This window comes from Streptomyces sp. 7R007 (assembly GCF_054850255.1).
In genome coordinates this window covers 635,371-660,894 of sequence record NZ_JBTWMV010000001.1, presented here as the reverse complement: position 1 = coordinate 660,894, position 25,524 = coordinate 635,371, and the positions used below count along the sequence as shown (strand labels likewise).

18 protein-coding genes are annotated in these 25,524 nt (G+C 73.8%); 12 read left to right on the top strand and 6 right to left on the bottom strand.

Annotated elements, in window-relative coordinates:
• The first annotated feature begins 75 nt into the window (after nucleotides 1-75).
• The gene (locus tag ACYF6T_RS03135; protein WP_461693158.1) at nucleotides 76-1,086 is read left to right on the top strand and encodes a LacI family DNA-binding transcriptional regulator; all 1,011 of its coding nucleotides are present in this window, start codon (nucleotides 76-78) and stop codon (nucleotides 1,084-1,086) included.
• Here the strand turns inward: ACYF6T_RS03135 and ACYF6T_RS03130 are convergent.
• Entirely contained in the window at nucleotides 1,083-1,844 is a 762-nt protein-coding gene (locus ACYF6T_RS03130; RefSeq protein WP_461693157.1) for a TetR/AcrR family transcriptional regulator, read from the bottom strand. The two genes, ACYF6T_RS03135 and ACYF6T_RS03130, sit on opposite strands and share 4 nt — an antisense overlap.
• Before the next feature lie 204 nt (nucleotides 1,845-2,048).
• Here ACYF6T_RS03130 and ACYF6T_RS03125 point away from each other — a divergent pair, with 204 nt between their 5' ends.
• The 7 genes from ACYF6T_RS03125 to ACYF6T_RS03095 all read left to right on the top strand — a co-directional run bounded on the left by ACYF6T_RS03125 (nucleotide 2,049) and on the right by ACYF6T_RS03095 (nucleotide 12,065).
• A complete protein-coding gene (locus ACYF6T_RS03125) occupies nucleotides 2,049-4,751 on the top strand; it encodes a DegT/DnrJ/EryC1/StrS family aminotransferase (protein ID WP_461693155.1) in 2,703 nt (900 codons plus the stop codon).
• Nucleotides 4,751-5,746: an LCP family protein gene (locus ACYF6T_RS03120; RefSeq protein ID WP_461693153.1), complete on the top strand. Its 996-nt coding sequence runs from the start codon at nucleotides 4,751-4,753 to the stop codon at nucleotides 5,744-5,746. Before ACYF6T_RS03125 ends, ACYF6T_RS03120 begins: the two co-directional genes overlap by 1 nt.
• Before the next feature lie 42 nt (nucleotides 5,747-5,788).
• Entirely contained in the window at nucleotides 5,789-7,171 is a 1,383-nt protein-coding gene (locus ACYF6T_RS03115; protein WP_461693152.1) for a Wzz/FepE/Etk N-terminal domain-containing protein, read from the top strand.
• The gene (locus ACYF6T_RS03110; RefSeq protein ID WP_461693151.1) at nucleotides 7,168-8,430 is read left to right on the top strand and encodes an O-antigen ligase family protein; all 1,263 of its coding nucleotides are present in this window, start codon (nucleotides 7,168-7,170) and stop codon (nucleotides 8,428-8,430) included. Before ACYF6T_RS03115 ends, ACYF6T_RS03110 begins: the two co-directional genes overlap by 4 nt.
• A gap of 6 nt (nucleotides 8,431-8,436) precedes the next feature.
• Complete coding sequence (locus tag ACYF6T_RS03105; RefSeq protein WP_461693150.1) at nucleotides 8,437-9,975, top strand: lipopolysaccharide biosynthesis protein; 1,539 nt, start codon at nucleotides 8,437-8,439, stop codon at nucleotides 9,973-9,975.
• A gap of 72 nt (nucleotides 9,976-10,047) precedes the next feature.
• Nucleotides 10,048-11,112, top strand: a complete 1,065-nt coding sequence (locus tag ACYF6T_RS03100) for a glycosyltransferase (RefSeq protein WP_461693149.1) — start codon at nucleotides 10,048-10,050, stop codon at nucleotides 11,110-11,112.
• Nucleotides 11,109-12,065 (top strand): glycosyltransferase family 2 protein, encoded by a 957-nt coding sequence (locus tag ACYF6T_RS03095; protein ID WP_461693148.1) that lies wholly within the window; start codon nucleotides 11,109-11,111, stop codon nucleotides 12,063-12,065. The genes ACYF6T_RS03100 and ACYF6T_RS03095 overlap by 4 nt, the downstream gene beginning before the upstream one ends.
• Here ACYF6T_RS03095 and ACYF6T_RS03090 read toward each other — a convergent pair.
• Entirely contained in the window at nucleotides 12,062-12,874 is an 813-nt protein-coding gene (locus tag ACYF6T_RS03090; protein ID WP_461693147.1) for a 2OG-Fe(II) oxygenase, read from the bottom strand. The two genes, ACYF6T_RS03095 and ACYF6T_RS03090, sit on opposite strands and share 4 nt — an antisense overlap.
• Nucleotides 12,875-12,975: 101 nt before the next feature.
• Here ACYF6T_RS03090 and ACYF6T_RS03085 point away from each other — a divergent pair, with 101 nt between their 5' ends.
• Nucleotides 12,976-13,650 carry a sugar transferase gene (locus ACYF6T_RS03085; RefSeq protein ID WP_461693145.1) on the top strand — a complete coding sequence of 225 codons (675 nt, stop codon included), beginning with the start codon at nucleotides 12,976-12,978 and terminating at the stop codon, nucleotides 13,648-13,650.
• Entirely contained in the window at nucleotides 13,650-14,678 is a 1,029-nt protein-coding gene (locus tag ACYF6T_RS03080; RefSeq protein WP_461693144.1) for an NAD-dependent epimerase/dehydratase family protein, read from the top strand. The genes ACYF6T_RS03085 and ACYF6T_RS03080 overlap by 1 nt, the downstream gene beginning before the upstream one ends.
• On the opposite strand, the gene ACYF6T_RS03075 is transcribed toward ACYF6T_RS03080, so the two are convergent.
• Nucleotides 14,641-15,612, bottom strand: a complete 972-nt coding sequence (locus ACYF6T_RS03075; RefSeq protein WP_461693143.1) for a methyltransferase domain-containing protein — start codon at nucleotides 15,610-15,612, stop codon at nucleotides 14,641-14,643. The genes ACYF6T_RS03080 and ACYF6T_RS03075 overlap by 38 nt on opposite strands.
• A gap of 113 nt (nucleotides 15,613-15,725) precedes the next feature.
• On the opposite strand from ACYF6T_RS03075, the gene ACYF6T_RS03070 reads away from it, so the two are divergent.
• Nucleotides 15,726-16,994 (top strand): glycosyltransferase, encoded by a 1,269-nt coding sequence (locus tag ACYF6T_RS03070; protein WP_461693245.1) that lies wholly within the window; start codon nucleotides 15,726-15,728, stop codon nucleotides 16,992-16,994.
• Between the two features lie 24 nt (nucleotides 16,995-17,018).
• On the top strand, nucleotides 17,019-18,374 hold the full coding sequence (locus tag ACYF6T_RS03065) for a UDP-glucose dehydrogenase family protein (RefSeq protein ID WP_461693142.1): 1,356 nt from the start codon (nucleotides 17,019-17,021) through the stop codon (nucleotides 18,372-18,374).
• A 3-nt stretch (nucleotides 18,375-18,377) separates the two neighbouring features.
• Here ACYF6T_RS03065 and ACYF6T_RS03060 read toward each other — a convergent pair whose 3' ends face one another.
• The 3 genes from ACYF6T_RS03060 to galE form a co-directional block, all read right to left on the bottom strand.
• Nucleotides 18,378-19,124 carry a class I SAM-dependent methyltransferase gene (locus ACYF6T_RS03060; protein WP_461693141.1) on the bottom strand — a complete coding sequence of 249 codons (747 nt, stop codon included), beginning with the start codon at nucleotides 19,122-19,124 and terminating at the stop codon, nucleotides 18,378-18,380.
• 10 nt (nucleotides 19,125-19,134) lie between these two features.
• Complete coding sequence (locus ACYF6T_RS03055) at nucleotides 19,135-24,324, bottom strand: aminotransferase class I/II-fold pyridoxal phosphate-dependent enzyme (RefSeq protein ID WP_461693244.1); 5,190 nt, start codon at nucleotides 24,322-24,324, stop codon at nucleotides 19,135-19,137.
• Between the two features lie 141 nt (nucleotides 24,325-24,465).
• A complete protein-coding gene (galE, locus tag ACYF6T_RS03050; protein ID WP_461693140.1) occupies nucleotides 24,466-25,515 on the bottom strand; it encodes a UDP-glucose 4-epimerase GalE in 1,050 nt (349 codons plus the stop codon).
• Between the last annotated feature and the right edge of the window lie 9 nt (nucleotides 25,516-25,524).

Here is a 25,524-nt window from a genome sequence, read left to right as displayed (position 1 = left end):
GGCTCACGATGGGGGCGTTCGGTGAGGCTGTCAAGAGTCTTTACAAGGCGGTCCGCTCTGTGGAACGGTCCACTCATGAGGACCCCGACCATCCGCGACGTCGCCGAGCGGGCCGGCGTGTCCAAGTCCCTGGTCTCGCTGGTGCTGCGCGGCTCCGAGGGCGTGCGGCCGGAGAAGCGGGCGGCCGTCCTCGCCGCCGTCGAGGCGCTCGGCTACCGGCCCAACGCCGCCGCGCGCAGCCTCAGCGAACGGCGCACCCGGACGGTCGGCGTGCTCCTGAACGACCTGCGCAACCCCTGGTTCGTGGAACTCCTCGACGGACTCAACGCCCGCCTGTACGACAGCGGCCTGCGCGTGCTGCTCGCCGACGGCCGCCTCAACCGGCGGCTCGGCGAGGACCTCACCCGCACCTTCACCGAACTGCGCGTCGACGGTCTGATCGCCGTCGGCACCCTGGAGGACCCCGATGCCCTGCGCGCCACGGCCGGACAGGTCCCCACCGTCGTCGCCGGCGCCCGTGAGCCGGAGCTGCCGAAGGTGGACGTCGTCGCCAACGACGACGAGCACGGCGCCCGCCTGGCCACCGAGCACCTGATCGGACTCGGCCACCGGCATCTCGCGCACATCGCGGGCCGGGGAGCCGTCGGCGAGCTGCGCCGGCGCGGCTTCGAGGCCGTGACGCGGGAGCACGGCCTGGCCGCGACGGCGGTCACCGAGCCGGGGGACCTCACCGAGGAGGGCGGCTACCGGGCCACCGTGCGGCTGCTCAGCCGTCCGCAGCGGCCCACCGCGATCTTCGCCGCCAACGACATGACCTGCGTCGGCGCCCTGTCCGCCGCCGAGGAGAGCGGCCTGCGGGTCCCCCGGGACCTCTCCCTCGTCGGCTACGACAACACCTACCTCTCCCGCCTGCGCCACCTGTGGCTGACCACCGTGGACCACGCCGGCCACGACGTCGGCCGCCGGGCGGCGCAGCGGCTGCTGGACCGCATCGAGGAGCCGGACCGGCCCCGCGAGGTCGACCTCGCGACGCCGTTCCTGGAGGTACGGGGCACGACGGCGCCCCCGCCCGGCCGGCCGGGCTAGGACCTGCGCCGGGTGAACCGGTCCAGCAGGGCGTCCAGGCCCGCCGCCAGCCCCTGCGGCCCTCCCCGCTCCGCCAGGTCCGCGGCCGTCTCCCGCAGAAGCGGCAGCTCCTGGGCGGACATGCGGTGCAGACCGAGCCGGAAGGCGGGGTCCGGCTCCTGGGGATTGTCGACCATGAGGCGCAGCTCCACCGTGACGTAGCCCAGCAGCCAGGCGGTGAAGGCGCGGAAGACGGCGGAGACCCGCTCCGCGTCCAGGGGCGCCTGCCGCAGCAGGGCCAGCACCCGCTCGTGGTCGCGCAGCACGGCCGCCGGCCGCTGGGCCAGCGGGACCGCCAGCATGCGGGTGGCGAGCAGCGGCACGACCTGCGGATGGTCGAGGCAGACGGCGTACGTCGTCCGGGCGATCCGGTGCAGTTCGGCGCGCCAGGCGGGCTGCGCGGGGGTGCCGGCCGGGGCCGTCTCCGGTTCGGCGAGCCGGCGTTCCAGCTCCAGGTAGAGCGCCTCGACCAGGCCGTCCAGGAGGGCGTCCTTGCCCGCCGCGTACCGGTACAGGGCCATGGCCTCGACGCCGAGCTCGGCCCCGAGCCGGCGCATGCTCAGCGCCGACAGGCCCTCGCGGTCCACCAGCTCCAGGGCGCTGGCCAGGACCCGCTCCCGGCTCAGCCGGCCGTAGCGCCCGCGGTCGCTGGCCCGGCGCGCGGGCCCCGTCTCGGGCCGGGCGGGCCTGCCCCGCGCCCCGGTCCGTTCGTCGGCCATGCCGTGCCTCCAGAGGGGTCGCCCGAGCGGCCGTCGCTCGCTGTTGACTCTATGTGCGGACCGGCGCAAAGTGTACGTATACGTCGTAAATATACTTCTTATGGGTGGTGCGGTCGGCCGACGGACACCGTAGCGGAACCCTTCCCCGCGGCCCGCCCCGCCCGAACCGTTCCCCACGAAGTGACGCCACCAGGGGAGCTCCCCATGACGACAGTTCACCGCCTGCGCCCCCGGCACGGACCGCTCGGCCCCACGCGGCAGCCGGACCGCCCGGGACCGCCGGACTCCGTACCCTTCGCCGCCCCCCGCATCTGTCCCGAGGCCCGCCGGGCGGCCGGGCGGGTGCTCGCCTCCGGATGGGTGACCACCGGACCGGAGACCGAGCGGTTCGAGGACGAGTTCGCCGCGTACGTGGGGGCGGCGCACGCGGTCGCGGTCAGTTCGTGCACGGCGGCGCTCGAACTGGCGCTGGGCGCGCTGGCCCTGCCGCACGGCGGGACGGTCCTGGTGCCGGCGGTGACCTTCTGCGGCGCCGCCCAGGCCGTGCTGCACGCCGGGCTGCGGCCGGTCCTGGTGGACGTCGACCCGCGCACGGCGATGCCCACGCCGGAGACCGTCGCCCGCGCGGCCCGGGCGTGCGGCTGCCCGCAGGCCATGATGGTCCTGCACTACGCGGGCGCCCCCGCCCCCGTCGCGGAACTGGCCCGGGCCGCCCGGCTGCCGCTGACGCACGTCGTCGAGGACGCCGCGCACGCCCTGGGCACCCGGGTCGGGGACCGCCCCGTGGGCGGCCTGTCGCGGGCGTCCTGCTTCAGCTTCTACGCCACCAAGAACCTGCCCATCGGCGAGGGCGGCATGGTCACCACCGACGATCCCCGGCTGGCCGACCGCGTCCGCCGCACCCGGCTGCACGGGATGTCGGCCGACGCCTGGCGGCGCAACCTGCCGGGCGGCAGCTGGCGTTACACCGTCGAGGAGGCCGGCCTCAAGGCGAACATGACGGACGTCCAGGCCGCGATCGGCCGCGCCCAACTGCGCCACCTGGACGCCTGGCAACGCCGGCGCCGCACCTTGGCCGACCGCTACACGGCGGCCCTCGCGACCGTCCCCGGCCTGCGCCCCCTGCAACCGGCGGCACCCGGCCGGCACGCCCACCACCTCTACGTCGTACGGGTCCTGGACGAGTACGGCGTCTCCCGCGATGACCTGGCCGACAAGCTCGCCGCGGCCGGCATCGGCACGTCCGTGCACTTCACGCCGCTGCACCGGCTGCCGTATCTGCGCGAGAGGTCCCTCGTCCCGCCCGGCGGGCTGCCGGGCGCCGACCGGCTCCACGCGCAGCTGCTCTCCCTGCCCCTGTACCCGGACCTCACCGAACAGGCCGTGGACCGGGTCTGCGAGGAACTCGCCGGTCACGCGGCCGCCCCCGGCGGCGGTCACCCGCCCGCCGGACTGCGCACCCTGGTGATCGGCGCCGGAGAGGCCGGCCGGGCCCTCGCCCGGGACCTGGCCCGCACCCCCGCCTACGGCCTCGACCCGGTCGGCTTCCTCGACGACGACCCGGCCAAACGCCTCGCCGGAACGGTCGCGCGGCTGCCGGTGCTGGGGGAGCTGGCCGCCACCGGGACCGTCGTACGCGCCCACCGCATCGAGGCCGTCGTCGTCGCCGTCCCCGGACTGGCCCCGGACCGCTTCCGCCGCGTCGCGCGGGCCGCCGAGGCCGAAGGGGCGAGCGTGCGCTACCTGCCGTCGTTCGTCGCCGCGCTCCGCCGTGACGTGGTCGGCGGCGACATGCGCGAACTCGACGTGCCCGCGCTGATCGGCCGCGCCGAGATGCACGTGGTCAGCCCCGAGGCGCGCTCGGTCGTCGCCGGGCGGCGCGTCCTGGTGACCGGGGCGGGCGGCTCCATCGGCAGCGAACTGTGCCACCAGGTACGCGCCTTCGGGCCCAGCCGGCTGCTGCTCCTGGACCACGACGAGTCCAACCTGCACCGCCTGCAACTGGAGTTGTACGGCGACGCGCTGCGCGGCGACGACATCGTCATCTCTGACATCCGCGACCGCGCCCGCATCGACCAGGTCTTCCGCGAACTGCGCCCCGAGGTCGTCTTCCACGCCGCCGCCCACAAGCACCTCCCCCTCCTCGAACTGCACCCGTGCGAGGGCGTCAAGACGAACGTCCGCGGCACCGAGAACCTCGTCCGCGCCGCGGCCGCCGTGGGCACCGCGCGCTTCGTGCTCATCTCCACCGACAAGGCCGCCGACCCCGTCTCGGTGCTCGGCGCGACCAAACGCCTGGCCGAACTCGTCGTCCAGAGCGCCCAGCAGGACGCCCCGCCGGGCACGGTGTGCGCGGCCGTCCGCTTCGGCAACGTGCTCGGCAGCCGCGGCTCCCTCCTGTCGGTCGTCGCCGAACAACTCGGCACCGGCTCCCCGGTCACCGTCACCCACCCCGACGTCACCCGCTTCTTCATGACCGTCGAGGAGGCCGTCGGCCTGGTCCTGGAGGCGGCCCGGATGGCCCGCGGCGGCGAGGTGTTCGTGCTGGACATGAGCAGGCCGGTGCGGATCGTGGACCTGGTGCGCAAGTTCGCCCGCTCGGTGCACGTCCCCGACGTCACCATCCGCTTCACCGGCCTGCGACCGGGCGAGAAACTCAACGAAACCCTCTTCTGCGCCCAGGAGGACCACACCCCCACCCCCCACCCCCGCATCCTGGCGGCGACCCCCGTGGCCCGCCCACCGTCACTGGCACGGCGGCTTCCGGCGTTGTACGGGGCGGCGGAGCGCAACGACGGGGGAACTGTGCGGGAGTTGCTCGCCGGGTTGCTGCCGGGGTTCCCCGCGACGGAACCGGCGGATCACGCACACGCCGCACTGACCGACCCCTACCCGGACGACTTCTGATGTCCGGGCACCCGCAGTGGCCGCCGAGGCCGCACCCCGCTCCCACCGGAGGCCGCCGCCTCCTGTGGCGGGTGCTGGTCCTGCTGACTGCCACCGGGCTCGCACTGGTCGCGCTCGGAGCCGGGGGGATCTGGTGGGCGACCAACCACTACGGCGACCAGGTGACCCGCATCCCGCACGCCTTCCCCAGCGGCCCACGGCCTTCCAGGGACCCGGGAACCACCTTCCTGCTGGCGGGAGTCGACAGCCGTTCCCGCCGACCGACCACCGGAGACGACGCCACCGCGCGGCTGTGGACCTACGGCGCCCAGCGCAGCGACACCCTCATGCTCGTCCACCTCGGTCCCGGCGAACGCACCGCCGACATGATCTCCATCCCGCGCGACAGCTGGGTGCCGATCCCCGGCCACGGCTCCGCCAAGGTCAACGCCGCCTTCTCCTGGGGCGGACCGCCGCTCCTCATCCAGACCGGTGAGCGACTGACCGGCGTGCGCGTCGACCACTTCGCCGTCGTCGACTGGCATGGCTTCACCTCACTGACCGACGCCGTCGGCGGCGTACGCATCACCGTCGCGAAGGACTCCTACGACCCCGAGCAGCACCGGCGGTTCGCGGCGGGAACGCACGTCATGAACGGAGCCGAAGCCCTGTCGTACGTACGGCAGCGACACGGTCTGCCCGGCGGTGAACTCGACCGGATCCGACGGCAGCAGCAGTTCCTGCACAGCCTGGTCGGCGAGATCCGCGCGGCAGCCGGACCGACCAACCCGCTGGGCACGGCGCGCATGCTGGACGCGATCACCCGGACCGTGAGCGTCGACGACCGGATGTCCAACGGAGACCTGCGTGACCTGGTGCTCGGCCTGCGTCATCTCGACGGCTCGGGTCTGTCCTCCGCCACCGCGCCGATCGCCGGCTCGCGGATGATCGACGGCCAGTACGCGCTCGTACTCGACCGGTCGGAGCTGCGGACGAGGTGTCACCGCTTCGCCTGATACGGCCGCCCAGAACGTGACAGAGGTGAGAAGGGGAACGACATGGACGTCAGGGCGTATCTCAGACTGCTGCGCCGGCACCGGGCCCTCGTCCTGCTGCTCACCCTGCTCGGTGTGGCCGCCGGCGCCGCCATCGCCTGGCTGAAGCCTCCCGTGTACGCGGCCAAGACCCAGCTGGTCGTGGCGTCCGCCAACCCGGGCCGCAACGCCACCGACGCCTACCAGGGCTCGCTGCTCGCGACGCAGTCCGCACAGTCGTACACGAGGCTGCTGAACAGCTCCACGGTCGCCCGCGGGCTGATCGCGCAGCTGGACCTGCCGTACACCGCCGACCGGCTCAGGCACGAGATCTCCGCCGTGAACCCGGCCGGGACGTCCGTCATCGCCGTCACCGTGGAGGACCACTCGAAGCAGCGGGCGAGGACCATCGCCGCCGCCGTGGGGCCTCTCTTCGCGAACCTGGTGAAACCCGGTGACGTCACGGTCACGGTGCTGGACCCCGCCGAACCGGTGCCGGGCATCGTCTCGCCCAACCGGACCCTGTACGTGACGTCCGGCGCGGTGCTGGGGCTCGCCCTCGGCCTTGGCGCCGCGGTGCTGCGTGAGATCACCGACTCGCGGATCCGGGACGAGGCCGACCTGCGGGCGGTCTCCGGGGCACCCCTCCTCGCGGTCCTGCCGCGCCCGGTGGCGGACACCCGCCCCACGGACCTGCTGGAAGGACGGCATCCGCGGGCACGGGCGGCCTTCCGGCGGCTCGGGGTGGACCTCGGTCCGGGCACGTCCGACCCGAGCTCGCGGATGTACGCGCTGACGTCCCCAGCCGGCGGTGACGCTCCCGCCCGGCTCGCCGCGGCCCTGGCCGTCACCCTCGCCCGCGGCGGCGACCGTGTCGTCGTCGTCGACGCGGACGTACGGCATGGGCGGCTGGCCGCCGACCTGGGGCTCGTGTCCGACGGGAACCTCACGGACGTGCTGGCCGGCCGCGTCGCCCTGGACCAGGCACTGGAGCCGGTCCGCCCCGGACTGCCGCTGCTGGCCCTCGCCGGTCGGCCGAACGGGCCGGAGCTCGACGAAGTCCCCTTGCGGCACGACCGGCTGGCCGTGTTGTGCGAGCGGCTCGCGGACCGGCACGGCGTGGTGCTCTTCGTGGCGCCTCCCGTGCTGACCGAGGCCGACGCCGTGGTGCTCGCCCGCGTGCTGCCCCGGACCATCCTGGTCGTCGAGGCGAAGAGCACCAGGGGCGAGGAGGTCACCGAGGCCGAGCGCTGCCTCGAAGCGGCGGGCGCCACCGTCGTGGGCACCGTCCTCAGCGGGGGCGAGACGCGTCGGCCCTGGGCTCCCTCGTCCGCCCCGCGCCCGGCCCGAGCGGTCGACGGGCACCTGCCGAGCGGCATGTCCGTCTCCGGTGAGGCGGTCCGATGACCGTCCTGACCGCTCGCGCGCAGACGGCCGCGCGGCACCGGCCCCGGGTCGCGCTGACCCTGGTGCTGCTCGCCGCGGCCATGCCGGTGCGACTTCCGGCGGGCGACTCCTTCATCAGGTCGGTGTCGGTCCTGGACATCCTGTTGGGCGCCGTCGCCGTGACCCTGGTGCTGGACTGCGCCTTTCGGCCGCCGGACGTCGGGCATCTGCGGCTGTTCGCGTTGCTGTGCGTTCCCGCGGCCGTCTGCGCACTGTCGGTGATCTGGTCCCAGAACCGGGCGGAGACGGCCCGCGGCGCGCTCGTCTACGCCGAGGGCGTCGTCGCCTACCTCTTCGTGCTGCGGGAACTCGCCGGAGCCCCGCCGGACGCGGTCATGGTGTATCTCAGGCGCTACACGTACCTGCTGATCGTCCCGGCGGTCCTCCTGCTGCTGCACGTGCCGGGATTCGGTCCCGAAGAGTCGGGCCTCGCCCCGGACAGTGACCGGTACCTGACGTACTACACGCGGTTGTCGCATCCGGCGCTCGGGCCGTCCAACAACCTCGGCACGGTCCTTGCCTTCTTCGTGCCCGTGCTCCTGGTCTGGGGGCATGTGAAGCCCGACGCGCGGTACACCAGGGCCGGCTACGCCGCGCTCGTGGCCGTGGCCTTCACCCTCTCGCGCGGTGTGGCGCTGGCACTGCTCGTCGCGGGGCTGCTGGCGGCCCTCGGGCACCTCCTGCGCCGGCGGCGCATCAGCAACCGGGTGCTGGGCAAGGCGGTGTCCGCCGCCGCCGTGGTGTCCGTGGGCGTGGCGCTGCTGTACCTCTTCAACCGGGCCACGCGCGACTCCTTCCTCACCCGATTCAGCTCGGCCAACTCCACCCTGCGCGTCGACTACGTCGCCGAGGCCGTCCACTGGATCGAACGACGGCCCGTGCTGGGATACGGCGGGGGCGTCGCGCCCGGCTCGGACGTTCCGCTGGGACGCGTCCACAACACCTACGTCCAGCAGGTCCTGGGCTTCGGGCTGCTGCTCGGGCTCGTCGTCGTGCTCGCCCTCGTGGGAACCGCGGTCTTCTTCTTCTCGCGCGAGCGGGCCGGCCCCATGGGCCGTGCCGTGGGCTTCGCGGTGACGGTGCAACTGATCGTCTTCGCCGTGGAGTCCAGCTTCGAGGGCACGACGCTGCGGGTGCTGTTCTACCTCTCCGTCGGTCTTGCGGCGGCCGTGGTGCGCGCCTGCGAGGAGCGCAACGAGGCGCCCGAGCGGGGGAGTTGACCGCGGATGCGGCGCGACCGCCTGAGCCGGGTGCCCGCAGCCGGGGCCGACGGGAACGGGGCCGCGCACAACGGCGGGGCGCGGAGGCTGTTCCGCGGCACCGGGCCCAGCGCGGTGGCGCAGGCGGCGCCCCTGCTGACCAACCTGGTGCTCACCCCGTACCTGATCCGGCATCTGGGCCTGGACCGGTTCGGGGTGTGGTCGCTGGTCCTGGTGCTGCTGGCCACGCTGACCGTGCTGGACGGCGGCATCGGCGCCTCGCTGGGCCGCTTCCACGCCGTCCACGCCGCCCGTGGTGACCGGGAGGGCGCGGGCCGTCTCGTCATCGCGTCGCTCGTGGTGTTCCTGGCCCTGGGAGCCGCGGTGACCGGCCTGTGCCTGCTGCTCGGCCCCGCCCTCGTCTCCGCCGTGGACGTGCCGCAGCACCTGCGGCCGGAGGCGGAGCGACTGCTGCTGGCCCTCGGACCCCTGCTGACCGCGGCGCTGTCCGCCAACTCGGCCATCGCGCTGCTGCAGGCCAACGCGGGCTTCCGGCGGTTGGCGGCCGTCAGCACCGGGGCCTGCCTGGTGTACGGGACCGCCGTGGTCACGCTGATCCGGCAGGGCCCCGACCTGCCGTTGCTCGCCGTACTGGCCGTCGGCCGGTACCTGCTGGTGGCGGTCGGTGGCCTCGCCGCCGGCGCCCGGTGGCTGCGCGTCCGGCGCCCCCTGCTGCCCAGCCGCCGCGAACGACACGCATTCGTCCGCTACGCCGGCCGTATGCAGCTGTCCGCCGTCACCTTCTTCCTCAACGGCGAGATCGACGCACTGGTGATCGCGGCGCTGCTGCCGGTGCGCTACGTCGGCGTCTACACCGCCGGCTACCAGGCCGCGACGGCCCTGCGCAGCCTGCCGCTGTACGCCTTCCCGCCGACCCTGACCCGGCTGACGCGCGTCCACGCCGGGGGCGGACCGGAGGGCGCGGTGAGGGAGTACCACCTGCTGCAGGCCCGCTGGCTGCCGGCGGTGCTCGGATACGGGGTGGTGACGACCGCCGCCGTCGGCTTCGCGGTCCAGGTGTGGCTCGGACCCGGGCTGTCCCTGAGCGGCGCTGTCGCCGCCGTTCTGCTCGCCGGGTACTCGGTGCAGGTGGCGTTCACCGGGATGCGCACCTGTTTCGTCCGCGCCATCGGCCGACCCGGGTACGAGACGCGCTACTCCTGGGTCGCGACCGCCGTGAACCTCGTGCTGACGGTACCGCTGGCGCTGGCCTTCGGTGTGATGGGCGTCGTGACGGCCACCGCCGTCGGACTCGCGGCGGGCTCCCTGTACTTCGTCGTGCTGTGCCGCAGGGACGTCGGGCTGCGGGAGCCGCGTCTGCCGGCGCGGTGGCCGTGGGCGACGCTGCCGGCCGCGGCCGTCGCCGCGCTGGGCGACCTGCTGGTCCTGCGGCTGGGCCGGCACGGGGTGTTCCCGCTGCTGCTGGCCGGGGTGCCGGTGCTCGCCGGGCTCGCCCTCGGGGCCCTGGCGATGCACGGCGTCCCGGCACGCGTCGACCGCGCTTGACGTGGCGCGGAGCGCGAAGCAGCATGGGTTTACGTCGTAAACGTACGGCGCACACGAGTGGGACGCCGAGCCATGGAACGTCACTCGGATCGCTGGGCGATCACCCCCTACGGCCGGGAAGCCGGCAGCTCCCGGGTCCGGGTCTACGAATGGCTGGACCGGGTCGGTGGCGACTTCGCCGTCAATGGCTATCTGTCGCTGCCGGACTCCTCCCCGTCCCGGCTGCTGCGCCACCCGCTTGCCCTGGCCGGGGCGGAACTGCGGCTGGGCGCCGTCGTGCGCACTCGCCCGCAGCGGCTCCTCCTGCACCGCGAGGCCTCGCCCCTCAGCCGGGGCTGGTGGGAGCGGAGACTGCTGACGAGCGCGCAGTTCGCCGTCTACGACTTCGACGACGCCCTGCAGTGGGACGCCGGGGAAGGCGGCCTCCACCGGCGTCTCGCTCCCAAGGCGGGCAAGGCGCGCGTGGCGGTGCGGTACGCGGACCGCGTCATCGCCGGCAACGCGGTCCTGGCCGACTGGGCCTCCGGGCTCCACCGGGACGTCGTGGTGATCCCGAGCTGCGTCTCGCTGGAGGACTACGCCCCGAAGACCTCGTACGCCCTGCACGATCCCCCGCGACTCGGCTGGATCGGCTCACCGCACAACGAACCGTTTCTGCTGCTGATCGCCGAGGCGCTCACCGAGGTGCACCGGCGTACGGGCGCGCGGCTGACGCTCGTCGGCACGACCTCCCGCACCCTCGGGGCGCTCGAACCCCTCGTCGACCGCGTCGCCTGGAGCCCGGCCGGCCAGCGCACGGCGCCGGCCGCGATGGACGTCGGGCTGATGCCGTTGCCCGCGACCGCCTACAGCGTCGGCAAGTGCGGATACAAGCTGCTGCAGTACGCCGCCGCCGGGCTGCCCGCCGTGGCGAGCCCCCTCGGCGTCAACGCCGGTCTGCTCGACGCGTTCGGCTGGCCCGCGGCGCGCACCCGCGACGAGTGGACCGGCGCGCTCCTCCACCTGCTCGACGCCGGTGCCGGCACGCGGGCACGGCTCGGGCGGCTGGCCCGCGAGACCGTCGGCCGCCGTTACACGTACGACGCGTGGCTGCCGGCCTGGACGGCGGCCCTGGAGCTGGAACCGGTGACGCGATGACTCCGGCGCAGAGCACGGCAACGGCCGCCGACGTCGTGATCGTCAACTGGAACACCGGGGACCATCTGCGCGCCTGTCTGCACTCGATCGCCGCCGCCGACAGGTCGCTGCTGCGCGTCGCACGGGTGGTGGTCGTCGACAACGCCTCCACCGACGGCTCGCTGGGCGGACTCGGCGCGGACGGCATCCCCCTCGACGTGGTGCGCAACGACCGCAACCGCGGCTTCGCCGCCGCCTGCAACCAGGGCGCGGCCCTCGGTGACAGCGACTTCGTGCTGTTCCTCAACCCGGACACCGAGCTGTACCCGGACACCCTGCTGGCCGTCGGCCGGTTCCTGCGCACGCCGGCCGCCGACGACTTCGGCATCTTCGGCGCGCTCATGGTGGACGCGCACGGCCGCCCGCTCATCTCCTGCTCGCGGTTCCCGACCCTGCGCGTGTACGTCGGCAAGATGACCGGACTCGACCGGGTGGCGCCCGCGCTGTTCCCGCCGCATCATCTGCGGCCCGGGGAACTGGTCCGGGCGGGCCCGGTGGACCAGGTCATCGGCGCGTTCTACCTGGTGCGCCGCGGGGTGTTCAGCGCGCTGGACGGCTTCGACGAGCGGTACTTCCTGTATCTGGAGGAGGTCGACTTCGCGCTGCGGGCCCGCCGGGCCGGCTGGCCCTCGTACCACGTGCGGCAGGCGCGGGTGCATCACGCCGAGCACGTCAGCTCCTCCCAACTCGGCCCCTGGCGGCACTACTTGCTGCTGTGCAGCCGTAGCCGCTACGCGTTCCGGCACTGGAGCGGTCACCGGGCGGCACTGCTCGTCGCCCTCAGCGTGTCCGTCGAACCCGCGGCCCGGCTCGCGTCGGCGGCGCTGCGCGGCCGGTGGTCGGACCTCCGACCCACCCTGGCCGTCTACCGCAGCTATCTGCGCTGGCTGCGCCGCGGCGGTGCACGCGGCTAGGAGGACAGCACCCGTCGCCGGGCGTGCCGGGCGGCATCCAGCAGGATCGGGGGCGTCACGCGCTCGACGGCCCGGCGGGCGCGGTCGCCGCGCTCTCCCGGCCGCATCCGGTAGAGCGTGCTGTGGGCGGACGCGCGTTCCTCGGCGGGGCGGCCGTTCGTGTAGTAGTACAGGGCCAGCGAGCGCCTGGTGCGCCCGGGCGGGCAGGTCAGCGGCTCCGGATGACCGTGGTAGGCGAAGTCGGTGGTGGCGAAGACGACGAACCGGTTGAACCGTGGGAAGAGCCGGGTCACCGCATGGGTCATGCGCCGGTCCCACAGTTCGAGTGCGCCGCCGTAGGAGTCCTGCCAGTCCCGGTTCAGGTAGAGGAGGGCGTTCAGCCGCCGGTCCAGCCGGAGCTTCTCGTGCCGGTTGAAGTCGGCGTGCACTTTCAGGAACCCGCCGCGCTCGATCTGGTGCAGGCCCCCGCCCTCGAAGTACGGGTCGGGTACCAGGCCGTCGATGCCGGTGAGCCGCTCCAGGAAGCCGAGGAAGGTGGCGGAGTTGAACTGGGCGAGCAGGTGCCGGGTGAACTCACCGAAGAGCGCGTCCCCCTCGCTCGCCAGCTTCTTGGACGTCGCCTTGTCGAACCGCGTCCAGGGCACCTCGCCGGGTTCGGGGAACTCCGCGACGACCTCGTCCACGACCTGCTCGGGCAGGAAACCGTCCAGGACGACGTGCGGGAAGGGCCGGGCGGTGCGGAAGGTCTCCCGATGGGTTTCGGCCAGGGAGGAGAGCGAGTCGGGGGAGAAGTAGTACGGCTCGAACATGGTCCACCTCGCTTGACCGGATGCGACTTCCGGGGCCAACATGTTTACACCGTAAATTTACGGTATCACGGACATGCGGCACATACCCCAGAGGTCCAGTGATGAGCACCATCGACCGCACCCTCCGACGGGCCCCGCCCTTCCCGGCGCCGGCTCGCCTCACTCGGACGCGCCGCACCCTGGACGTCCTCTGCGCGCTGACACTGCTCGCACTCCTGGCTCCGCTCCTGTTGCTGCTGGCGGGGTGGGTCCTGGTCACCAGCGGCACGCCGGTGCTCTTCCGGCAGCCGAGGGTCGCCCAGGGCGGCGGTGAGTTCACCCTCTACAAGTTCCGCAGCATGCGCGACGGCGCCACCGGTCCGGCACTGACGGCCGGCCGCGACGCCAGGGTGACGAGCACGGGACGCCTGCTGCGCCTGCTGCACCTGGACGAACTGCCACAGCTGTGGAACGTGCTGCGCGGCGACATGACCCTGGCCGGGCCTCGCCCCGAAGTGCCGTCTCTCGCCCGCCGGTACCCGCCGGAGCACCGCTGGGTGTTCGCCCACCGTCCGGGTCTGACCGGGCCCTGCCAGCTGCGCTCGCGCGAGTTCGCCGCTCGGCTGGACGGCCGCCCCGACCCGGAGGCGTACTACCTGAACGTCCTCGTCCCCGAGCGGACCGTCCTGGACGCGCGGTTCCTGCGCCGCCCCACGGCGTGGCGTGCCGTACTGCTGGTCGTCGCCACGGCCGGCCGTGTGCTGTACGCCCCGTGGGACCGAGGAGGCGCATCCTGATGCGTGCCGTGGTGACCGGAGCCGCCGGGTTCATCGGCTCCCACCTGTGCGACCGTCTTCTCGCCTGCGGTGACGAGGTCGTCGGCGTGGACGCCCTCACCGACTACTACGAACCGGCGCTCAAGCGGCGCAACCTCGCCCGGTTGCTCGGCCGGGACCGGTTCGCCTTCCACCGCGGCGACCTGCTGGAGCTGCGCCTGGAGCAGCTCTTCGCGGGCGTGGACGCCGTCTACCACCTGGCAGGCCAGCCCGGGGTCCGGGGCTCGTGGGGAGCCGGGTTCGCCGTCTACCTCGAACGCAACGTCCTCGCCACCCAGCGTGTCCTGGAGGCGGCCCGGAACACCCGTCCCGCCCGACTGGTCTTCGCCTCCAGTTCGTCGGTCTACGGAGACGCGGAGGCGTACCCGACCCCGGAGACGGTGCGTCCGCGGCCCGTCTCCCCGTACGGCGTCAGCAAGCTCGCCGCCGAGCAGCTGTGCGAGACCTACCGGGCCGTCTTCGGCGTACCCACGGCATGCCTGCGGCTGTTCAGCGTCTACGGCCCCGGGCAGCGGCCCGACATGGCGTTCGCGCGACTGACCGCCGCCGCATGTGCGCACCGCACCTTCCCGCTCTACGGCGACGGCCGCCAGAGCCGTGACTTCACCTACGTCGGGGACGTGGTGGCGGCGATGCGCGCGGCGGCGCTGTCCACGTGGACGGGCGTCGCCAACATCGGCGGCGGCTGCGAAGTGAGCATGCGTCAGGTCATCGCCGTGCTGGGCGAGTTGGGCGCTCCGGTGCAGGTGCTTCGAGAACCCGCGCAGCCCGGCGACGCCCGGCGCACGGCGGCCGACATCGCTCTGGCGCGGCGCGCGTTCGGCTACCGGCCGACCACGGACATCCGCACGGGACTGGCCGCGATGGTGCGTGCCGAGAGGGCGGAGCGGCGCGTGCCGTCCTTGCGAGGAGCCGGCGCTCGGGGGACGGCGGTGAGTCGCGAGGGCGTCGTCAGCCCGCTCTCTGCGCCCCGCCGTAGTAGGCGATGATCTGCGCGGCCGTCATCTCGCGGCCGCTCTTGCGCCCCAGGAAGTAGAAGGCCGTCGCGTCGTCCGTCGCGTAGCGCTCCGGCACGAGCCGGTCCAGCGCGCGCAGCCAGCACAGCAGTCCGCGGGCGGCGCGGCCCGCGAGGGCGGAGCGGGTCAGGCCGCGGACCAGGTGGTCGAGGCTCCACAGCAACTGGGTGCCCGGGCCGGTGACCGGCCCCGCTGCGATCTCCTCAAAGGAGCGGAACAGGTAGCGATGGCCGCTCGCGGTGTAGCGCGTGAAGTCATGGGCGCCGGCGTGCACCTGTTGCAGGAACGGGGTCTCCGCGTACACGAGGCCCCCGTCCCGGAGAACCCGGTGGATCTCGGCGACGACCTGGGGCGGATCGAGGACGTGTTCCAGCACGGCCTGCACCAGTACCGCGTCCACACAGGCCGTGCGCAACGGGATCCGGTGCGCGTCGGCGACGAACTGGGTGACCGGACTGGTGACGATGTCGAACCCGATCACCTCGACGCGGGGATCCCGGTAGATCGCGTCCGCACCGTTGCCGACCGTCGCCCCGCCGACGACCAGCAGCCGGGGCGCCGGGCCGTCGAGCGCCCCCAGCAGCCGCTCGATGTTGCGGGCGGCGACGCGGTTGCGCGGTTTGAGCAGGTGGCGCAGTGGGGTGGGCAGACCGTCCGCGCCGGCGGTCCTGCGTGGCCCGGGGGCTTCCCAGGGGCCGTCCGGGGCGGGCAGCGCCCGCCGGTCGACGACGCTGGCGTCGAAATCGACCAGGACCGGGCGGTGTCCGGCCACCGGGAACGCACGAGTGGCGTGGCAGGGGCAGCGGGCGGCCGTGCAGTGCAGAGCGTCGGCGCCGGCCGCCAGCGCCGAACGGCAACGCGGACACACGAGCAGCGGCTCGATCGCCGTGAGGTCGGCCAGCACCATGGGCGTTCCTCCCGCCAAGCTTCCGGCCCTCTTCTGCTGATTGACCCGGTTCACCCGCAGAGAGAAGATGTATGTATACGTCGTAAATATACAGCTTTCAGGCGGTGACGACGATGCGGAACGCGGTTCTCGCGCCCTTCCCCGAACGCCCGGCGGACACGTCCGAGGGCTGGCCCGCCCCTCCTCCCCGGGTCGCGCCGCCGGACCTGCTCCCCAAGGCCCCGGCCCTGCCACGCCTGAAGGTCCTGCACGTCATCACCCGCTTCGAGGCGGGAGCCGGCGGCAACACCCTGCTGTCGGCGACGGGCATGGATCCCGAGCGGTACGAGGTGTGGATCGCCGGCGTACCGGGCGGCGAGCTGTGGAGCCGCGCGCGCGCCGCCGGAGTGCGCACCGTCGAGATCGCCGGATTCCGGCACACCCTGACACCACGGGATGCCCTGGTGCTGTGGAGGTTGGTGCGGCTCGTGCGACGCGAGCGGTTCACCGTCGTGCACACTCACTCGGCCAAGGGCGGTTTCCTGGGACGGCTCGCGGCCCGGCTGTGCCACACCCCGGTCGTCGTGCACACCTTCCACGGCGTCAGCTTCCATCCGTACATGTCACGCCCGCGGCGCACGCTGTACCGGCTGCTGGAGCGGGCGACGCGCCGCCTGGCCGACCGTTTCCTGGCCGTCGCACCCCGCGTGGCCCGCCAGGCCGTCGAAGAGCGGCTGGCCCCACCCGGGCGCGTCCGGGTGGTGCCGTCCGCGGTCGAACTCGCCGACATTCCCGACCGCTTCGACCCACTCGCCCGCCGGGTGCTCGCGGTACCCCGCGCCACGGCCCTGGTCGGTACCGTGGGACGACTCGACCGCCAGAAGGCACCGGACGACTTCGTCCGCATGGCGGCAGCGGTCCGCGCCGCGCACCCCGGCACCGCGTTCGTCATGATCGGTGACGGACCGCTGGAAGACGAGGTGCGGCGGCTCGCCGCACGACTGGACGTCGATCTGGTCCTCACCGGGCCCCGGTCGGATGCCGCCCGGCTCGCCGCCGGCCTCGACGTCTTCGTGATCACTTCGCTGTACGAGGGTCTGGGCCGCGCCCTCACCGAGGCCCTGGCCAGCGCGCGGCCCGTCGTCGCGACGGCCGTCAACGGCGTGCCGGACCTCGTGGAACACGGTGCCACCGGGCTGCTCGTCGCCCCCTCCGATCCCCAGGCCGCGGCGCGTGCCGTCGGCTGGCTGCTCGACCACCCCGACCAGGCGGAGCTGATGGGGCAGCAGGGCCGTCGGCGGGTGCGCACCGCCTTCGCCCCGCAGGCCATGTGCAAGACCATCGACGCCTGCTACCGCGACCTGCTGGGCCTGCCCCGACCGGCACCCGGTCCGGGCACCTGACCTCAGTCGACCAGGGAGACCGACATGCGTCTGACCGTCATCGGCACCGGATACGTCGGCACGGTGCACGCCGCCTGCATGGCCCAACTCGGGCACGAGGTCCTCGGCGTGGACATCGACGCCGAGCGGGTCGCCACCCTCTCGGAGGGCAGGGCCCCCTTCCACGAACCCGGGCTGGCCGCACTCCTGGCCGGCGCCGTGGACGGCGGCCGGCTGCGCTTTTCCACCTCCGCCGCCGATGCCGCGCGGTTCGGCGACACCCACTTCGTGTGCGCCGGCACCCCGCTGCACCCCGGCTCCGGCGCCGCCGACCTGCGGCACGTCGAGGCCGCGGTCGACACCCTGGCCCGGCACCTGCGCCGCACGTCGCGCCGCCGGACGGTCGTGGTCGGCAAGTCCACGGTCCCCGTCGGCACCGCGGACCGCATCGCCGAGCGGCTGCGCCCGCTCGCCGAGGTCGCCTGGAACCCGGAGTTCCTGCGCGAAGGGTGCGCCGTGCGGGACAGCATGCACCCGGACCGCATCGTCGTGGGCACGCGCTCGCCGTACGCCGAAGAGCGGTTGCGGTCGCTCTACCAGAGCCTCCTCGATGCCGGCACCCCGTTCCTCCGCACCGACCCGGCCACCGCCGAACTGGTCAAACTGGCCGCCAACTCCTTCCTCGCCACCAAGATCTCGTTCATCAACGCCATGGCCGAGATCTGCGACGCCACCGGCGCCGACGCCATGACCCTCGCCCATGCCATGGGACTCGACCCCCGCATCGGAAGCGGTCATCTGAGCCCCGGGCTCGGCTTCGGCGGCAGCTGCCTGCCCAAGGACGTGCGGCTCTTCGCCGCCCGTGTCGAGGAACTCGGCCTGAGCCGCTCGGCGCTGCTGCTGCGGCAGGTCGACGAGATCAACACACGTCAGCGTCGGCGCACCCTCCACCTCGCCCGCCGCCTGGCCGGCGGATCGTTCCCCGGCCGCAGGGTCGCCGTGCTGGGAGCGGCCTTCAAGCCCGGCAGCGACGACGTCCGCGACTCCCCGGCCCTCGCCGTCGCCGAGGCGGTCCGGCACCGCGGCGCCCAGGTGCGGGTGCACGACCCCGAGGCGATCGACAACGCCCGTGCCGTGTGCCCGGAGCTCCAGTACGCGCTCGACGTGACGAAGGCCTGCGAACAGGCCGACGTCGTCCTCCACCTCACCGAATGGCCCCAGTACCGGGAGCTCGACCCCGAAAGCCTCGCTCGGACGGTCCGCACCCCGGCCCTGGTCGACGCGCGCAACGCCCTCGACCCGGCCGCCTGGTCGGCGGCGGGATGGACCCTGCGGGCACCGGGCCGGCCCGGCATCGGATCGCCCAGCCCCGGCGAAGGCGGCACCGGGCCAGGACCGTGACCCTCAGTCACCGCCGGGGCCGCTACGGGCGCGCGCCGTCAGCAGCACCATCCCCGAGTCCCCGTAGTCCGGCAGCGACGGATCGGTGTCGATGCGGGTCACCGTCAGCTCCTCGGTCAGGGGTGCGAACACCCTTCGCACCGCGTCCGGGTCGACCGGGCAGCCCGGCCATCCGGAGGAGGTGCCGATGCGGTACGTCGGCATGTTCTCCATGAACGCCGCCACCAGGTGTCCGCCCGGCGTCGCGCAGCGGGCGAAGAGCCGGCAGAAGGCGGTGAACTCCGCGAAGTCCTCGCCGGCGCCCTCGGCCACGAAGTGCATGGACGCCAGGCCGTAGCGGGCGGGCGGCAGGGCGCGCACGTCCGCGTGCACGACCCGTACGCCGGACAGGGCCGCCCGCGCGGTCGCCGGCAGCCGGGGGTCCAGGCTCCGGGCGAGGCGGTGGAAGGGCTGCCAGCAAGCGTCCGGGCCCTGCGTCAACTGGCGCCGCAGGTAAGCGACGTTGGCGGTACTCGTGTCGACCGCGTCGATGCGGCGGCTGACCGGGGACGCCAGCATCAGCGGATACAGGTTGGGGCCCGCGCCGAACTCCACGGAACGGGTCACCGAGCCCGGTGCGAGGGTGCGGTAGTAGGCGCAGTGGTGGGCGATGACGGCGGCGTCGGCCGGGTGCAGCTCGCGGTAGTTCTCGGCGAGGTAGTCCCGCACCGGCCAGCTGTCCCAGTCGACGTCGTCGTTGCGGATCGGCACGGCGCTCGCCTCAGTCCGCGTGGCGCAGCGCGAAGCGCTCGTCGAGGGCGTCGAGGACCTCGCAGAGCCGGTCGATGTCGGCGTCGGAGTTGCGTGCGGTGACCTGGACGCGGAAGCCGACCCGGTCGCGCGGCACCAGCGGGTAGGCGGCCAGCGTGACGTAGATGCCGCGGTCCCACAGGAAGCCGGCGACCGCGTCCAGGTCCGCCGCGTGCACGAGCGGGATCTCCACGATCGGGGTCCGGCAGCCGCCCGGCGCGGCCAGGCCCAGGGCGCGGATGTGGTCGAGGACCCGTACGGTCTTGCGGTACAGGTCGGCGCGGATCGCGTCGCCGCGGCGGTCGTTGACCTCCAGGCCGGCCAGCGCCGTGGCCAGGGAGGCGGTGGGGGAGGGGCCGGAGTACAGGTAGGGACCCGCTGCGACCTTCAGGTGGTTCTTCAGGCTTGTGGGCAGGGCCAGGAAGGCCAGCAGGGACGAGTACGCCTTGGAGAAGCCCGCGGCCAGCACGATGCCGTCGTAGCTCTCCCCGGTGTGCCGTACGACCCCGTTGCCGCGCGTGCCATACGGGCACGGCTCCCGGGGCGAGCGTTCGCCGATCACGCCGAAGCCGTGCGCGTCGTCGACGTACAGAGTCGCCCCCCACCGCCGGCACACGGCGGCCAGGGCCGGCAGGTCGGGGATCGTGCCGTGCATGCTGTCGACGCCGTCCAGGCAGACCAGGCGGGGGCCACTGCCCGACGGCGCCTTGCGCAGCAGCTCCGCCAGCTGCTCGGGGCGGTCGGCGTGGAAGCGGTGCAGGGTGGCGCCCTCGCCGCGGGCCGCCACGCAGCCCTCGTAGACGGTGCGGTGGGCGGTGGCCTCCACGAAGACGTGCCCGCCCGCGGCCAGTACCGGAATCACCGCGTGGTGGATGAGGGTGAGGGTGGGCAGCAGCAGGGTGTCCGGCGCGGCCAGCAGCGCGGTCAGCCGCTCCTCGATCTCCGGGTACAGGCGGGGGCTGCCGAGCAGCCGCGACCAGCTGGGATGGGTGCCCCAGGTGTGGACGGCGGGCCCGACGGCGGCCATGATCTCCGGCTCCCAGTCGAAGCCCAGGTAGTTGCAGGACGCGAAGTCGACCAGCCAGCGGTCCCCGCAGCGGATGTGCCGCCCGCGCACCTCGTCCAGCACCGCGTCGCTCATGGGATTGCCCGCGCGCAGCCGCTCCAGATCGGCCCACCGCGCGTCACGCCCCCGCCCGGCGGCCCGCACGGCAACCGACCGCCCCACGCCACCGCCCCGCACCAGCCCCGCCGTCGTCTGAACCCTGCCCGCATCCGCCCCACCGGGCCTCACCGACGGCTCCCCGCCACCCGCCGCACTCGGCACGCCCGTCATCGGAGCCCTGTCCGTATCCGCCCCGTCAGGACTTGCCGGCGACTCTCCGCCACCCGCCGTGCTCGGCACGCCTTTTGTCGGTGCCCTGTCCGTATCCGCCCCGCCGGGGTTCGCCGACGGCTCCCCGCCACCCGCCAAACCGGGCCCCGCCGTCGTCCGGACCCTGCTCGTATCCGCCCCGCCGGGGTTCGCTGGCGACTTTCCGCGGCCCGCCGTGTTCGGCGCGCCTTTTGTCGGTGCCCTGTCCGTATCCGCCCCGCCGGTGTTCGCCGACGGCTCCCCGCCACCCGCCAAACCGGGCCCCGCCGTCGTCCGGACCCTGCTCGTATCCGCCCCGTCAGGGTTCGCCGACGGCTCCCCGCCACCCGTCGGGTCCGGTTCTGACGTCGTCCGGGCCTCGTCCGTTTCCGCCCCGTCAGGCTCCGCTGGTCGCTTCCTGCCACCCGTCGGGTCCGGTTCTGACGTCGTCCGGGCCTCGTCCGTTTCCGCCCCGTCAGGCTCCGCCGGCCGCTTCCTGCCACCCGCCAGGCCCGGCCCTGCCTCCGTCCCGGCAGCGGCCTGCCCGCCCAGCCTCGCCCCATCCGCCCGGCCCGGCCGGCCCGCCTGGTCTGCCTCGTCCATCCGGTCGGCCCCGTCCGCCCTACCGGCCCGGTCCGCCCTACCGGCCCGGTCCGCCCTCACCCCCCGGCCCCCGCCTCCCGTCGGCCCCGCCTGTTCCGCTCCCCTTCGCCCCGTCTGTTCCGTCCCCCTCCGCCTTGCCTCTCTCCGCCCCGTCCGGCGTCGCCCCCGGCGCAGCACCTGTTCGGTCTCCTGGGCCGTCATCGGTCGGGCGAACAGGTAGCCCTGGCCGAAGCGGCATCCCATCGCCGTCAGCAGGTCCCGTTGTGCCTCGTGTTCGACGCCCTCGGCGATCACCTGGAGTCCCAGCGTGTCGGCGAGGCGCACGATGCCCTCGACCAGGGCGGTCTGCCGGGCGCTGTGCGGCATGCCGTCGATGTACGTCTTGTCGATCTTCAGGACGTCGACGGGGAACTCCCGCAGATAGCGCAGTGAGGAGAACCCGGTGCCGAAGTCGTCCACGGCGATGCGCACGCCGAGGGACTTCAGTCCGCCGATGACCTGGTCGAGCCGGTCGTCCCGGCGCATCAGCACCGACTCGGTCATCTCCAGTTGCAGCGACCCCGGATGCAGACCGGGAGTCTCCAGCGCCCGCCCGACGTCGTCCAGGAACCCCGCGTCCTGCCACTGCCGCCCGGAGACGTTCACGCTCACGTACGGCGGCGCCGAGGTCCGCACCCGCTGCTGGAGCCGGGCGATGTCCGCGGCGGCGTTGCGCAGCACCCAGGAGCCCAGCGAGCCGATGCGGCCGGTCTCCTCGGCGAGCGGGATGAACCGGCCCGGCGGCACCAGCCCCTGCCGCGCGTGCGGCCAGCGGGCCAGGGCCTCGAAGCCGACCACGTCGCCCGCGCCGATGTCCACCACCGGCTGGTAGCGCAGCGCGAACTCCTCACGGGCGATGGCCTCGTCCAGCCGTGCCTGAAGATCGTGCCGCTCCGCCATCCGCATCCGCAGCTGCGGCCGGTAGCGCCGCCACCGGCGCTTGCCCGAGGACTTCGCGGCGTACAGGGCGAGGTCGGCGAGGGCGAGCAGGTCCTCGGCGTCGTCGCTGTCCAGCGCCGTGGCCACGCCCACGCTGGCCGAGACGCCGACGAGTCCCTCGGGCAGCTGGAAGGGCCTGCTCAGCGCCTGGATCACCTGCGCGGCCAGCAGCTCCGCGTCCAGCGGCTGCCGGGCGTCCTCCATCAGGACCGCGAACTCGTCGCCGCCCAGCCGCGCCGCCGTGTCGGTGCGGCGCAGGGTCTCCGCCAGCCGCTCGCCCACCGCGCGCAGCAACCGGTCGCCGACCGAGTGGCCGAGCGTGTCGTTGACGATCTTGAAGTCGTCGAGATCGACGAAGAGCAGGCAGGTCAGCGTCGACTCGCGCCGGCCGCGCAGCAGGGCGCGTCCGGTGCGCTCCAGCAGCAGGGTGCGGTTGGGCAGGCCGGTGAGCGGGTCGTGGAAGGCCCGCTGGGTCAGCTCGTGCTCCAGCCGGCGCTGTTCGGTCACGTCCCTGAGGGTGACCACGAGCCCGCCGACGGTCTCGTCGTGGCGGAGGTCGCGGCAGCGCACCTCCACCTCGATCCGGTCGTCCTCGCGCGCCACCCACCAGTGGTCGTGCGCCTCCTGGCGTCCCTCGGCGTCCAGGGCCGCCAGGGCGCCCTCGACGCGTGCCCGGTCGCGCGGGTCGACCAGGTCGGGCAGCGCGGTGCCGGGGCGCGCGGCGCTGCCGAAGACGGCCGTCGCGGACGGGCTGGCGTAGCGGACGGTCAGGTCGTCGTTGACGATGAGGATGACGTCCGAGGCGTTGCGCACCAGGGTGCGGAAGTAGGCCTCGCTCTCCTGCCGGGTGATCTTCGCGCGCAGCGCGATGCGTTCGGCGGCCAGCCCCGCGTGCGAGGCGAGGATCTCCAGGGAGCCGCGCATCTCGGTGAGCTGGCGTTCGGGGCCGGTGGCCAGCAGCAGGCCGGGCAGGTTCCGGTCGGCCGGGCGGCCGGGCTGTGCCATGGGGCAGACCAGGACGGCCGGGCCGGTGCCGAGGCCGGCGGCGAGTCCGGGGTCGAGCCGGGGCACCGGCACCAGCACCGAGCGGTGGTGGGCGCCGCCCTCGGTGCCGTCGCCGGTCAGGGAGCCGTACACCTCCTGGGCCCGGTCGGCCGGCAGCAGCACGGTGCGGTGCGGGACGTCGGAGCCGAGCAGTGCGGTCACCGCGCTCTCGCAGGACCCGGCGATCTCCTGCACCCCCAGCGCCCCCACCAGGGAGACGGTGGCCGCGCGCAGCGCCTGTTCCCGGGCCACGGCCTTGCGGTGGGCCGCGACCATGACCGCCAGCCGCAGGATGACCAGCAGGAACAGCGCGGTGGAGAAGGCGGCGAGGACGGTCGCGTCGTGCACGCTGCCGGCGCGCTCCTCCACCAGCAGGATGGCCGGGGCGATCAGCGTGGCCAGGGCGAGCAGCACCAGCCGCCGGCCGGCCGCCGGTGCCGGGGCGGGCGGTTGGGGCTGCGGCTCGGTCAGCTCGGCCATGGACGGGTGGAGCGCGGCGAGCCCCCAGGCGGTGTAGAACACGATCCAGCCGGAGTCCAGCAGGGTGCCGGACTGCCAGGTGCCGTTGAGCTGCAGCACGCCGTAGGCGATGTCGAAACCCAGCAGTGTCACGGTGCCCAGCACCAGCAGCCGTACCGCGCGGTTGGGCGCGGAGCCGGCGGCGGGGGACAGCAGACGGGCCAGCATCGCCAGGACCAGGACGTCGCCGAGGGGGTAGGCGATGCTGATGGCGCGCTGCTGCCAGGTCAGGCCCTCAAGGGTGGTCAGCGGCTGCACCAGGTACACCCAGACCGGCAGGGCCAGCCCGGCGGTGATGATCAGCGCGTCCAGCAGGCTGGGCAGGTCGCGGCCCTCCCAGCGGTAGCGCACCAGCCCGGCGAGGCCGGCGGCGAACAGCGGGTACACGGCGAGGTAGCAGGCGTCCGCCGGCGACGGGAACGGGTTGGACGCCTGGAAGTACTGCTCCTGCACGTTGTAGTAGGTGTCGCCGGCGCAGAACGCCAGCAGCCCGGCGGCGAGCACCAGCCAGGGCCAGCGGTGCGCGGGCCGGTGCAGCCGGACGCCGGTGACGACCGCCGCGGCCCCGCCCAGTCCGATCAGCGCCCACAGCGGTGTGCGCAGGGCGGGCACGCCCATGTAGAGCGCCGCGGCGCTCGCGACCAGCGTGAGGTAGGCGGTCATCAGCCGGTGGATGGGCGGCCGCGGGCGGGTCAGCACGGCAAGCGCCTCCCTGTTCGTTGCCAAGGACTCCGGGGCGGCGATGGAGCCGATCGTAGGCACGACGCCGGCCGTGCCGCATCTCGTCCCATACGGCCCTCCCGGCTACCTCGGCGCACGCGCGGCGGCGGCCGCGTAGCCGCGTGGGTGCAGCCGCTGGAACCACCAGGCGTCCCGGCACATGGCGTCCAGGTCGCGGCGGGGCCGCCAGCCCCAGTCACGCGCCACCGCGCTCGCGTCGGCGACGCGTGCGGCCGCCCCGCCCGGCCGGCGCGGGACGATCTCGTACGGGACCGGCCGGCCGCAGACCCGGGAGAACGCGGCGACCACGTCGAGCACCGAACGGCCCCGCCCGCCGCCCAGGTTGTACACGTGCAGCCCCGGCGCGTCGGCGAGGTGGTCCAGCGCCAGGCGGTGCGCCTCGACGGTGTCCATGACGTGCACGTAGTCGCGGATCGCGGTGCCGTCGGGGGTGGGGTAGTCGCCGCCGAACACGCGCAGCAGCCGGCGCCGGCCGACGGCGACCTGGGCGACGTACGGCATCAGGTTGCCCGGTGTCCCGCGCGGGTCCTCGCCGAGCAGTCCGCTGGGGTGGGCGCCCACGGGGTTGAAGCAGCGCAGGCACACCACGGTGTACTCGGGCCGGCGCCGGCACACGTCGGCGAGGATGCGCTCGCAGAGCCACTTGGAGAGCGCGTACGGGGTGCCGGGGCGGGCCGGGACCGACTCGTCCAGCGGCCCGGGACCGGCGTCGCCGTAGACCGCGCCGGCGGAGGAGAACACCAGTTGGTGTACCCCGTGGTCGTGCATGGTGCGCAGCAGGGCGGTGGTGCCGCCCACGTTGGTGTCGTAGTACTCGACGGGGCTGCGGACCGAGTCGTCGGCGTGCTTGAGCGCCGCGAAGTGCAGCACCGCGTCGACGGGGTGCCGGGCGAAGACCGACGACAGCGCCTGCCGGTCGCGGATGTCCAGTTCGTAGACGGCGCCGACGAAGCGGCCGGCGACCCGCTGCACCCAGGCGGAGACCTGCGGGGAGCTGTTGGAGTAGTCGTCGACCACGATCAGTTCGTAGCCGTGGTCGAGCAGTTCGGCGCAGGTGTGACTGCCGATGAAGCCGGCCCCACCGGTGACCAGGACTGTGGAGGGTGCGCTCATCGACCCGGC